This window comes from uncultured Xanthomarina sp., from assembly GCF_963971605.1.
Taxonomy (GTDB): Bacteria; Bacteroidota; Bacteroidia; order Flavobacteriales; family Flavobacteriaceae; genus Xanthomarina; species Xanthomarina gelatinilytica.
Genome location: NZ_CAXATZ010000054.1, coordinates 1 through 12,987 on the forward strand (window position 1 = coordinate 1; position 12,987 = coordinate 12,987).

General features: G+C 35.1%; 10 protein-coding genes. 7 read left to right on the plus strand and 3 right to left on the minus strand.

The annotated features are described in order from the left end of the window. On the minus strand, positions 1-1,994 hold a 1,994-nt coding region (locus tag AACY93_RS13150; protein WP_287006611.1), incomplete at its 3' end, for a M14 family zinc carboxypeptidase. A 272-nt stretch (positions 1,995-2,266) separates the two neighbouring features. Between AACY93_RS13150 and AACY93_RS13155 the strand changes: the two genes are divergently transcribed. From AACY93_RS13155 to AACY93_RS13165, 3 genes are all read left to right on the plus strand, one after another. Next, positions 2,267-3,841, plus strand: coding sequence for a serine hydrolase (locus tag AACY93_RS13155; RefSeq protein WP_287006609.1), 1,575 nt, complete (start codon positions 2,267-2,269; stop codon positions 3,839-3,841). Positions 3,842-3,866: 25 nt separating this feature from the next. Next, on the plus strand, positions 3,867-5,324 hold the full coding sequence (gene cls, locus AACY93_RS13160) for a cardiolipin synthase (protein ID WP_286853180.1): 1,458 nt from the start codon (positions 3,867-3,869) through the stop codon (positions 5,322-5,324). Positions 5,325-5,491: 167 nt separating this feature from the next. Further along, complete coding sequence (locus AACY93_RS13165; protein ID WP_286853179.1) at positions 5,492-7,129, plus strand: ABC-F family ATP-binding cassette domain-containing protein; 1,638 nt, start codon at positions 5,492-5,494, stop codon at positions 7,127-7,129. Positions 7,130-7,256: 127 nt separating this feature from the next. Here AACY93_RS13165 and AACY93_RS13170 read toward each other — a convergent pair whose 3' ends face one another. Both AACY93_RS13170 and AACY93_RS13175 read right to left on the minus strand, forming a co-directional pair. Further along, on the minus strand, positions 7,257-7,496 hold the full coding sequence (locus tag AACY93_RS13170; protein ID WP_040492501.1) for a hypothetical protein: 240 nt from the start codon (positions 7,494-7,496) through the stop codon (positions 7,257-7,259). Continuing rightward, positions 7,483-7,944 carry an SRPBCC family protein gene (locus tag AACY93_RS13175; protein WP_007651434.1) on the minus strand — a complete coding sequence of 154 codons (462 nt, stop codon included), beginning with the start codon at positions 7,942-7,944 and terminating at the stop codon, positions 7,483-7,485. Before AACY93_RS13175 ends, AACY93_RS13170 begins: the two co-directional genes overlap by 14 nt. A 156-nt stretch (positions 7,945-8,100) precedes the next feature. Here AACY93_RS13175 and AACY93_RS13180 point away from each other — a divergent pair, with 156 nt between their 5' ends. From AACY93_RS13180 to AACY93_RS13195, 4 genes are all read left to right on the plus strand, one after another. Beyond that, positions 8,101-10,050: a peptidylprolyl isomerase gene (locus AACY93_RS13180; RefSeq protein ID WP_286853178.1), complete on the plus strand. Its 1,950-nt coding sequence runs from the start codon at positions 8,101-8,103 to the stop codon at positions 10,048-10,050. Between the two features lie 4 nt (positions 10,051-10,054). Next, complete coding sequence (locus tag AACY93_RS13185; RefSeq protein ID WP_007651437.1) at positions 10,055-10,915, plus strand: peptidyl-prolyl cis-trans isomerase; 861 nt, start codon at positions 10,055-10,057, stop codon at positions 10,913-10,915. Continuing rightward, a complete protein-coding gene (locus tag AACY93_RS13190; RefSeq protein WP_316928591.1) occupies positions 10,899-12,329 on the plus strand; it encodes a peptidylprolyl isomerase in 1,431 nt (476 codons plus the stop codon). Before AACY93_RS13185 ends, AACY93_RS13190 begins: the two co-directional genes overlap by 17 nt. 2 nt (positions 12,330-12,331) lie before the next feature. Then, a partial coding sequence (locus AACY93_RS13195; RefSeq protein ID WP_339612138.1) for an AAA family ATPase occupies positions 12,332-12,987 on the plus strand: 656 nt, incomplete at its 3' end.

Here is a 12,987-nt window from a genome sequence, read left to right on the forward strand (position 1 = left end):
CAATGTTTAGTTACACTAATGGAGTTTCCTGTGGCATTGTAAACAATATCTAAATCTGGGAAAATGGAGCTTGCAGTAAAATCTGAATAACCAGAAGAGGTATTTGAAACGGTATTGTGGTTTGTGCCGTTTATAGAAACATTGCCAATATATTCATCGTTAACATTATTACCTTGAGCATTACAATAATTAATGTTGGTAGTTGTAAACTGTTGTGAACCAGAGTAAGTAGTGCTGTTTGAGCCACAATAGGATTTTACCTGGAATTCGTAAGTGGTATTTGGCGACAATCCTGTAATTTGATATGGATTGGAAGTCACTCCCAAAATTTCTGTCCAAGATGGGGCTCCAACCATTCTATATCTTATATCAAAACTATCTGCAGTTGTTGCTGTCCAGCTAACATTCGTAGAACTGGAATCTGTGCCAGAGGTACTTAAGCTGGTTGGAGCTGTTACAGTTAAAGGTGTTAATAAAATATCTCCTAAAGTTTTGGTTTGATAATTAGCTATGGTTTGATTGGTAAGTGTAAATGTTTGATAACAAGGAGACTCAAATCTTAAATCATAAGTTCCAGCTATAACGGGTCTGTAAAAATCCCCAAAAGGCAAACTGCTTACTGTATGAGAGCCAACTGCATCATGACCAACCAGTGTAACGGTAGCTTCAACAGGGTCTCCAGTAACTGCATCTTTAACAAAACCTTGAAAACCGTAGGTTCCTTGAATTAAATATTCTATAAGAGCTTCTTTGTTATAATTCCAATGGTTTACTAATTGGTTTGATGGAATTAATTTAGTATTTGAAAGCTCAATGGTAATTTCTTTACATTGATGATAAAAGTTCATGAAGTCTTGACGTCCACCAAATACTTGGTACCAATCAGCTCCCTCAGTAACTCCTGGCCATTGGGAATTTGCATAAGTGGCATCCATATATCCACTTGGACCATCATTTTGACAGTTTACGGCATATTCTTTACTTACTAGAAAAAACCAATCGTCGTCAGCATGATTTGTATAGGTATTATCAAAAGGATAGTTAACCACTTCTGTTCCTCCATGGAAATTAGCAGACAAAACAAAATGGTTATTTTCTGCTAAGGTCATAAAGTGTTGTGTTTCTACTTGGTAAGGGTTACCGTCATCGTGTGGTCCAGCCACGTTATCTGGATAGTTCCTGTTTAAATCCACACCATTGGCATTGGCTCTTCTTGCGTTTGCCACAGACGTGTTTGAAGCATTATTATAATATGTTCCATCTGGATTTGCCATCGGGTTAATCCAAACCTCAGAGTTGTCAATTAAATTTTTTATTCTGAAATGATCCGGATGTCCTGTGTCTTTGTAGGCAGTAATAAAATAATTGATTAAGTTTAACATTAAAGGGTATCCTGTGATCTCATCTCCATGCATAGAAGATGTATACATCACCTTAGGTTCAGCCTCAGCTGTGGAAATATTATCAGATAGTTTTACAAATAACAATCTTTTGTCTCCTCCAGCAACCCCTTCGGTTGTTCCACCTATATCAACCAATTCACAAATATCTGGATGATTAATGGCAAATTCCTGCATCTGTTGCTCGTAATCTGCATAAGTTGGATAAGCAGATAATGGGAAGGTTAAAGGGTAAGGTCCCATTCTTTGGTTTGTAGGCAATTCATTGCTCATCACAATACCATAAGCTTCATTGTCTTCAGCTTTTACTTTATATGAAATACCTAATCTCTCAAATTGTTTAAATTGTTTTGTATTGGCCCAAGCATAAACAGTTTTGGTTGCTGGGTCATAATTGAGAATAGACATGTTCGATGTAAATTCTTTAAGCTCTGAAGGGTCGTTTATTTGAAAATTAAAGTTTACTTCACCTTTCTGGTTCAAATACTCGTTAGCTCTCTCAGAATCACTTATTTGTGCATTCAAAAAGCTAATGGTGAAAAATAAAAACACAAGTAAATATCTTGTGGTTAATTTAGGGTAGATTAATTTCATTGGAGTTAGTTTTAAATTGTTTATCGAGACAAATATAGATAAATATTTCAAAAAACATCTACAAAATGCAAAAAAATCCGATAAAAGGAAAAAATGTAAGAAAATTACAAATATTACTATGGTTAAAAATGATCCTGTTTTTGATCTCTAAAATATCCAAACAGGCTTTTATGGACTTTTTAATATTTAAGGTGTTTAAAAAGTATAAATAGGATAATAACCAATAAATAATTACCTTTAAAATCAACTTCTAATTAAAACCAACCAATGATATGAATTCCTTACAGATAAAGCGTTTCTTACTATCAACAAGTCTTTTTCTTACTTTGATCTTTTCTGCTTTTGGGCAATTATCCCCTTTACAAGTAGATAGCCTGGTTACAGATGCCATGGATAAGTTTAATGTGGCAGGTGTTGCTGTTGCCATTGTAAAAGATGGTGATATTATTCATGAAAAAGGGTATGGTGTGCTTTCAAAACAAACAAACAAACCAGTAAACCAACACAGCAATTTTGCCATTGCCTCCAATAGTAAAGCCTTTACAACAACAGCTCTGGCGCTTTTGGTGGAAGATGGAAAGATAAATTGGACAGATAAAGTAATAGACCACATTCCAGAATTTAAAATGTACAATGCCTACGTGACCGAGAATTTTAATATCCAAGATTTACTTACACATAGAAGTGGGCTTGGCTTAGGGGTTGGAGATTTAATGTTTTTTCCAGATGGATCTGATTTCACAATAAACGATTTGCTTTCCAGTTTTCAATATTTCAAGCCAGTATCAGCGTTCAGGACTCAGTTTGATTATGATAACTTGTTGTATTTAGTAGCAGGAGAACTTATTGCCAGAAAAAGTGGGATGACTTGGGAAGCTTTTATCACAGAAAGGATTTTTAAGCCCTTGAACATGGATAATTCCTATGCTGCTCTCAACCTTATTGAAGATACAAGTAATTTGACCTTGCCACACAATACGGCAACTGGCGACTTTAAAGTGCTGCCAAATTTTCAAGAAATGATAAATGGCGCAGCTGGAGGCATTTATTCCAACGTAAATGATATGTCCCAGTGGATGCTTCAACATTTAAACCAAGGGAAATATGGCGAAAATCTGAACAAACAATTATTCTCTGTTGAAAGTCAGCATGAAATGTGGAAAATACATACCACTACAGATGTTAATAGAAATCCTAGGTATAATTCTCATTTTGCTGGATATGGTTTGGGGTGGGATTTAACAGATAAAAAGGGGAACATGGTTGTCTCTCACACAGGAGGGCTTCCAGGCATGTTAAGTAGAACCGTTTTAATACCAGATTTAAATGTTGGAGTGGTTGTGCTTACCAATACAGAACCAGGAGGTGCAGGTGTTTTTCTGGCAGTTTCCAGAACTATTGTAGATGGTTATTTAGGATTGGACGACTACCAATGGACCGAAAAATTTTATAACTATTTTAAGGAAAGACAGGCAGAAGGGGATCTTGTTACCAAGCAGGTCTGGGAAACGGTTCAAGCCAATAAAAAAGTAAAAATAAACGAAAAAGATTTTTTAGGCATATATAAGGATAATTGGTTTGGAAAGATGGAAGTGTTCAATAAAAACGGAAAGCTTTGGATTAAATCCTATCGATCTCCTAAGTTAAATGGCGAATTACAATATTATAAAGCGAATACCTTTGCTGTTAAATGGGAGTATCAAGATATGAATGCAGATGCTTTTGTGATGTTTTATTTAGACGAAAACGGCAAAGCGCAAAGCATTAAAATGAAAGGCATTTCGCCAAATATCGATTTTAGTTTCGATTTTCATGATTTAGATTTGCAACGTGTCAACAACAATTAATACCTACTACTAAGTACTTCAATTTATGGACTATATCTTAATCCTGGAAATAATTTATGTTATTGTTTTAATGTTGGTGAGCTATCGTGTAATTGAAGACACTCAAAACACAACAAAAGCCTTAGCCTATTTATTGCTGGTAATCTTTGTTCCCATTGTAGGGATTTTAATTTACTTTTCTTTTGGAGTGAATTATCGCATCCGGAAAATGTACGATAAAAAATTAAAAACCAATGAAAACATTCAGATAAACCTGGAAAAAGAGCTCATTTCATATTCCAAAGGTGTTTTAAAAGAAGGGGATGAAGCAGTTCAAGAAAACAAAAAATTGGTAAACCTTATTTTAAAAGATAATTTAAGCCCTTTAACAAACAATAACAACGTAAAATTGCTTATCAATGGTGAAGAAAAATTCCCAGATGTCCTGGAATGCATTGCAAAAGCCAAAGAGCACATCCATATAGAATATTATATTTTTGAAGATGATAACATTGGAGTTCAAATTATTGATCTGCTCTTAAAAAAAGCATCTGAAGGTGTTGAGGTAAGGTTTATTTATGACGATTTCGGGAGTCGTTCCATTAGAAAAAAACAAGTAAAAAGGTTACGTGAAGGTGGTGTTAAAGTGTTTCCTTTTTACAAAATAAAACTTATTGCCTTTGCCAATAGAATCAATTATAGAAATCACAGAAAAATCATCATTATAGATGGACACACATCGTTTGTGGGAGGAATCAATGTTAGCGACAGATACATTAATACAGAGCCTAACAAAAACAAAGTGTATTGGAGGGATACCCATTTAAAAATTGAAGGACCTGCAACGTGGTATTTACAGTACCTGTTTTTATGCGATTGGAATTTTTGCGCACAAGACCAAATGGAAATCAATAGCAAATTCTTTCCAGATTATCAATCATTTCAATGTCAACAAGATAAATATGTCCAAATAACTGCCAGTGGACCAGATTCCGATGTGCCAACCATTAAATTTGCATTGTTGCAAGCCATTAATTTAGCAGAAAAGGAAGTGCTTATTACCACACCTTACTTTATACCAAGCAAAAGCATCATGGACGCTTTGCTTATTGCTGCAAAAAGTGGTGTAAAGGTAAAATTGATAGTCCCAAACAATTCAGATTCTAAATTGGTTAATGCTGCTGCTTGTTCCTATTATTTGGACTTGTTAAAATCTGGTGTGGAAATTTATCGTTATACCAAAGGATTTGTACATGCAAAAACCATGGTTATTGATAATGAAATAGCCATTGTTGGAACAGCAAATATGGATGTTAGGAGTTTTGATCTGAATTTTGAGGTTGGTGCCATTGTTTATGATGAAGAAATAGCTGAAGAATTAAAAGCTACCTTTTATAAAGATGTGGAAGACACTTCGCAACTGGATTTAATAGAGTGGGAAAAAAGACCGGCAGTTTACAGGTTCTTGGATAAATTGGCCAGATTGTTTTCCCCAATTCTATAGGGTTCTGGAACAAAGTTTCCAATTATTGCCTTAACCAGTTACAGATACATTCCTGCCTGTCATTGCTTTATTGCAGATGGATTGCTGCCATTATGTGGAATTCTTCGCGTTTAATTTTAAATTATATCTTTTCTTTTGCATAATTTTGCGCACTCAAAAAATAGAACATGATTTCAGTAGATGCGCTAGCAGTAGAATTTAGTGGACAAACCTTGTTTAAAGATGTGTCTTTTGTTGTAAATGAAAATGACAAGATTGCCTTAATGGGCAAAAATGGTGCTGGAAAATCAACCATGATGAAAATTATTGCAGGCGAACAAAAACCTACTCGTGGTCATGTTAGGTTTCCAAAAGATGCTGTAATTGCCTATTTGCCACAACATTTATTGACCGAAGATAAGTGTACTGTTTTTGAAGAAGCTTCCAAAGCGTTCAAGCATATTTTTGAGATGCGGGATGAAATGGAAAAATTAAATAAGGCTTTGGAAACCAGAACGGATTATGAATCGGATGAATACATGTCCATTATTGAAAAGGTGTCCGATTTAGGTGAAAAATACTACGCTCTAGAAGATGTCAATTACGATGCCGAAGTGGAAAAAGCACTTAGGGGTTTGGGTTTTAAACGTGAAGACTTGCATCGATTGACCAGTGAATTCAGTGGTGGTTGGCGCATGAGGATAGAACTGGCAAAAATCCTTCTTCAAAAACCAGATTTAATCCTTTTGGACGAGCCTACCAACCATATCGATATTGAATCGGTAATCTGGTTGGAAGATTTTTTAATCAACAAAGCCAAAGCTGTAATGGTAATTTCACATGACAAAGCATTTATTGATAATATTACCAACAGGACCATTGAGGTAACCATGGGTCGCATTTATGATTACAAAGCCAATTATTCGCATTACTTGCAGTTACGTGAAGAGCGAAGAGCCAATCAAATAAAAGCCTATCAGGAACAGCAAAAGTTTATTGCAGATAATATGGCTTTTATTGAGCGCTTTAAAGGGACTTATTCAAAAACCAATCAAGTGAGTTCCAGGGAGCGTATGTTGGAAAAGCTTGAGATTATTGAAATTGATGAAATAGATACTTCGTCTTTAAAACTGCGTTTTCCACCATCCATACGTTCGGGAGATTATCCTGTAACAGTTCAGGATTTAAGTAAATCCTATGGAAATCATGTGGTGTTTAAAAATGCCAACATGTCTATTTCCAGAGGTGAAAAAGTATGTTTTGTTGGACGGAATGGCGAAGGTAAATCTACCATGATTAAAGCCATTATGGGAGAAATTGAGGTTCAAGGTAAATGTAGTTTGGGACACAACGTTAAGGTAGGTTACTTTGCACAAAACCAAGCCTCTCTACTGGATGAGAATTTAACTGTGTTCCAAACAGTTGATGAGGTTGCAGAAGGAGATGTTAGAACCCAGATAAAAAATATTTTGGGTCGTTTTATGTTTGGAGGAGACGATATAGACAAGAAAGTAAGTGTGCTTTCTGGAGGGGAAAAAACCAGATTGGCTATGGTAAAATTGCTTTTAGAGCCAGTAAACTTGCTTATTTTGGATGAACCTACAAACCATTTGGATTTAAAATCTAAGGATGTTTTAAAAGAAGCCTTATTAGCCTTCGATGGAACTTTAATTTTAGTATCTCACGATAGGGATTTTCTGCAAGGCTTGTCGCAAAAGGTGTTCGAGTTTAAAGACCAAAGAGTTATAGAGCATTTTGAAACAATTGATGCATTTTTGATTAGAAACAGAATGGAAAATTTAAAACAAATAGATTTAAAAAACTAAAATGCTTAATTCCAACTAAGCCTAGAAAATGAACACTGTAGCAGCATTCTTGCTCATCATTATAAACTTCAATTTAATAGTTGTTAATAACCTACTTTATTGACTTATGGGTTTGGAATTTGAAATTTCATTGGTCATTGTAAACTTGTCCTCTATGAGGTTTTAAAGCATCACGAATGGGCTTCATATCTGCTTCATCAACAACCATATACGCAATGGCATGCATGTCGTTCAACACTTCACAACCAGTAATGTTCAATGGCAATTGTTTTGCTGTAATATACTCCTTTAAATGTATGTTATGGTGTTCGGCTGTTGTGGCAGCATCTGGACCTTTAAAGTCCCAAATCAATTTAAGTTTTCTCATGTGATACGGAAATTCCTTTTTCTGCAAAATTCTTAAAATCTTGCATGTATTGTTTCGATTGTTTTTTAAAAGTTCCAGGCATAAGTAAGGTCATCATTCTTAGCATAAAACTGGATGGGATAAATTCGCTTATGCTTGTCCATTTAGTATGCCCTTCGGGTGTTTCTTCAAAATAATTCTCTTGAATGTTTTGCATGCCTTTCGCATCATACATCATATGGAATTCATAAGGCAATTTTTTGTGGGTAATGGTTTCAACCAATTCCATTTGCCTTTTGCCCATTTGGTATTTCAATTTCATTTTAGATCCAATGTCTCCCGGAGTTCCATGAATAAATTCATGACCTAACAAACCTCGTTGCCAATGCTTCATGTTTTCAGCGTGGTTTAATTTTTTAATAAAATCGTTTAATGGAATATGGACAACAATTTCAGTGGTATATTTCATGACAATTTCATTTTAGGATATTAAAGATACGATATTTTAATTTTTAAAAACAGATAAATCCAAGATACTAAAAAACTTTCAAAACCGTTTGTTAATGCAGCTTGTTATATAGCTTAATATTACTACTTTTGCAATCGTATCAAAATAAAAAACAACATGAATAAATATTTTTTAATTGCAGTTTTTTCTTTGTGTTTTTTCGCAAGCAATGCTCAAAACCCAAACGATGAAGTGCTGTTTACTGTTGAAAACGATCCTGTATATGTTTCTGAGTTTACAAGGGTTTTCAATAAAAACATCGATTTGGTGAAAGACGAGTCACAAAAAGATGTGGACGAATATTTAAAATTGTTTATCAATTACAAACTTAAATTAAAAGAAGCTGAAGCTTTGGGCTTGGACAAGAAACCGTCTTACTTAAACGAACTTTCAAGTTACAAATCGCAATTGGCAAGTAACTATTTAACAGACTCCAAAGTAACTGACGAGCTGATAGAAGAAGCTTACAAAAGAATGACCACCGAAGTGGATGCAAGCCATATTCTTATTCGATTAGATGATAACCCAACCCCAGAAGACACCTTGCAAGCTTACAATAAGTTGCTGAAATTGCGCGATAGAGTGATGCAAGAAGGTTTTGAAACAGTTAAAAAAGACATCCATAACGGAAAAACCGTTTATGCCGAAGATTTAGGCTATTTTTCAGCATTTAAAATGGTGTACAATTTTGAAACAGCTGCATATAACACACCAGTAGGCGAGGTGTCCATGCCATTTAAAACCAGGTTTGGGTATCATATTGTTTGGGTTAAGGACAAAAGGGAGTCACGTGGAGAACGAACAGTGGCACACATTATGATTAGCAACCAGAAAAAAGATAGGCCTCACGATAAGCCAGAATCCAGAATTAACGATATTTATTTAAAACTGCAGCAAGGTGAAGATTTTGAAGCTTTGGCCAAACAGTTTTCCGAAGACCAAAGTTCAGCAAGCAAAGGTGGAATGTTGGCTCCATTTACCGGAGGACAATTGAGTTCTGTTGAATTTGAAAACCAGGCATTTGCCCTGGAACATGTTGGAGATATATCAAAACCTTTTGAAACCGAATATGGTTGGCACATTATTAAGCTTTATGGAAAAAAACCGGTTGCATCTTTTGAAGACATGAAAGCTGAACTTGAAGAGAAAGTTAAAAGGGATTCCCGTTCGCAGTTAATTAACGAGTCGTTATTGAACAACCTAAAACAACAATACCAAGTAAGTGATGCAACACCAGATTTAAGCTATTTTGAATCCATATTAAATGACAATTACTTTATTGGAAAATGGGTGCTTCCAACAGATTTTAAAGCTCAAGAACCATTAATCAAAATTCAGGAGAAGCAAATAGTTTATGAGGACTTTGGCCAGTATTTGGTAAAAAACCAAAGACGCCAAATGCCAAAAATGAGCATAAAAACCCTAGTGGTTAACAGCTACCATGCGTTTTTGGAAAACGAATTGCTGCAATATAAAAAAGAGAGGTTGGAAGTGGAAAACCAAGATTACGCCTATATTGTTGAAGAATATAGGGATGGTTTGTTGTTGTTCGATTTAATGGAAACCGAAATATGGAACGCAGCTAAAAAAGATTCTGTAGGTTTGCAAACGTATTACAACAACCATAAGGACAATTACTTTTGGAATCAAAGAGTGGATGCAGTGGTAGCTTCTTCGGCAAAAAAAACCACTATTAAAAAAGTTCAAAAATTACTGCAAAACAATCAAACACCAGAACAAATTAAAGCAGCCATAAATTCAGAAAGTGAAATAGATGTTATCTTCACATCAGGAATCATGGATGCACAACATCAATCTTTACCAGCAGATTTTAAATTTAAAACAGGTGTTTCAGACATATACAAATTTAACGAAGGTTATATTGTAGCCAATGTAAAAGAAGTGCTGCCAAAAGAAACAAAGAGTTTCGAAGAGGCTAAAGGTGCCGTTATTAGTGATTTCCAAAACCATAAAGAAGCCAATTGGATCTTGAGCTTGGAAGAAAAATACCAGGTAAATGTAAACCAAGATGTGCTTGAAAGAGTAAAAAAACAATTAAACAAATAATCTATTGAGATTAACAACCAAGATATTATTTATACTTGCTTTAACCTGGCTGTTGCAGTCCTGCGATTTTTTTAAAGAAACAGACGACCGAAAAGCGATTGCAAGGGTAAACGACACTTATTTATACGAGGAAGACATTCAGTCTTTGTTAAAAGAAGGCATGTCATCTCAAGACAGTGCTGTGGTTGTTACAAATTTCATAAATCGTTGGGCAACCGAGCAGTTGTTGGTAAGTGGAGCCAAGCGCAACCTTACCGAAGCCAAACAGGAAGCATTCAATAAATTGGCCATGGAATATAAAAACGATCTGTATTCCAAAGCTTATTTGGAAGCTTTGGTGGCCAAAAACATTGATACTGTGGTGAGCATAGAGGAAATGGAAGCCTATTATAACGATAACAAACAGGTGTTTGTTTTAAATGAAGACCTAATAAAACTAAGATATATTAACATAGACGAAAACCGATTGGATTTAAAGGATGTGGAAACCAAATTCAAGCGTTTTAACGAGACAGATAAAAAAGAGCTGGATTCCATTTCCATTCAGTTTAAATCTTTTTCATTAAAAGATTCTGTTTGGGTAAAAGCCGACCAAGTGGTAGATAAAATCCCTCCAATTACCAGTGAAAACAGAAACGAACTGTTAAAAAAATCTAATTTTATACAACTCAAAGACTCATTAGGATTATATTTGGTGCATATTAACGATGTGTTACTTAGAAATAGCACAGCACCACTGGAATATGTTAAACCAACAATAGATAAAATTGTTATCAACAAACGAAAGTTAGAACTCATTAGGGAATTAGAAAAAGACATTACTAAAGATGCTATTAAAAATAAAAAATTTGAAATCTACAATTAAATTCAACCAGTATGTACTAATAGGTTTGTTCTGTTTAGTATCACAATTCGTTTCTGCACAGATCATTATTGAAGATGAAGAAGAAGCCCAAGTTGTTAAAACAGATTCTGTAGATAGAACATCCTCAAGAAAAATTGATGGTGTTGCAGCTGTAGTTGGAGATTACATCATTTTAGATTCAGACATCGATAATACCATCCTTCAGCTTAAAGCACAAGGAGCTTCTATGGAAGGTGTTACCAGATGCCAATTGTTTGGTAAATTACTGGAAGACAAATTGTATGCACATCATGCCATACAAGATAGTATTGTTGTATCAGATGCGGAAATTCGTTCAGCTGTAGATTATCAATTGCAACAGTTTTTGGCACAATCTGGGAAAACCATGGAAGAACTTATAGCCTTTTATAACAAAGAAGACGAAAAAAGCTTTAGGGATGAAATGTTTGAAATCAATAAGAGCAATAAGTTGGCCAGCGAAATGCAAAAGAAAATTATTGAAGAAGTGGAAGTGACTCCAGAAGAGGTAAGACAGTTCTTTAATAAAATTCCAGAAGATGAAAGACCAACCTTTGGTACCGAATTGAAAGTAGCTCAAATTGTTATTGAGCCAAAAGCTTCTCCTGAGAATGTTCAAAAAGCCATAGACCAGCTAAACCAATTTAGAGCCGATGTCTTGGAAAACGGAGCAAGTTTCCGTTCTAAAGTTGTATTGTATACAGACGATAAAGAATCTATTAAAACAGGAGGACTCTATACCTTATACAGAAAAAAACCAAGAATGGTAAAAGAGTTTAGGGATGTTGCCTTTGCCATGCAAGAAGGTGAAATATCCGAGCCCTTTGAGACAGAGTTTGGTTGGCATATCATTTATTTGGAAAAAATTAGAGGTCAAGAATACGATGTACGTCATATTTTATTGATTCCAGAAGTATCTCAAGAAGCCGTAAACGAAGCAAAAGCCAAAATAGAAAACATCAGGGAACGTATCATTGCTGGAGATATATCGTTTGAAGATGCGGCAAGGGAATCCAGTGATGAAAAAGAGACCAAGAGCGAAGGAGGTTATTTAATCAATCCAGCGACACAGGATTACAATTTTGAACTTACCAGAATGGATCCAGAACTTTATGGTCAAATCCAGGATTTGGAAGAAGATGAAGTAAGTTTAATTGTAACCGAAAGAGGTAGAACAGGCAATATTAAGTTTAAAATCATGAAAGTAAGCGATCGTGTGGACGAACACGTTGCTGACTATTCCAAAGATTACTTAAAAATAAAAGAACTAGCTTTAAATGAAAAGAGGTTTAAAGTAATAGAAGAATGGCAAGACGAAAAAATCATGGAAACCTATATTAAAATTAATGGCGAACATAGGGATTGCGAATTTTCTAGTAACTGGTTAAAAAAATAAATATGTCCGACGTAGCTAAAGTAGAAGCCTTAGTAAAAAAATATCATGCCCTAAAATCAGAAATCGCCAAAGTTATAGTTGGTCAAGATCAAGTGGTTAGCCAGATATTGATTTCTATATTCTCTGGAGGCCACGCACTTTTGATAGGTGTACCAGGATTGGCAAAAACCTTAATGGTCAATACCATTGCCCAAACCCTGGGATTGGATTTTAAACGCATTCAATTTACACCAGATTTAATGCCCAGTGATATCCTGGGAAGTGAAATCCTAGATGAAAACAGACATTTTAAATTTATAAAAGGACCTATTTTTGCTAACATTATTCTGGCAGACGAGATTAACAGAACACCACCTAAAACCCAAGCAGCTTTACTGGAAGCCATGCAAGAGCGTTCGGTGACTGTGGCAGGACATAATTATAAGTTGGATTTGCCTTATTTTGTATTGGCAACCCAAAACCCAATAGAACAAGAAGGGACGTATCCATTACCAGAAGCTCAGCTGGATCGTTTTATGTTTGCCATTAATTTAGATTACCCAACCTTTGATGAAGAAGTGCAAGTGGTAAAAGCTACCACTACAGATGTACAGGCTACCGTAAATTCGCTGTTTTCTGCCCAAGAAATTATAGATATCCAGCATGTTATAAGACGTAT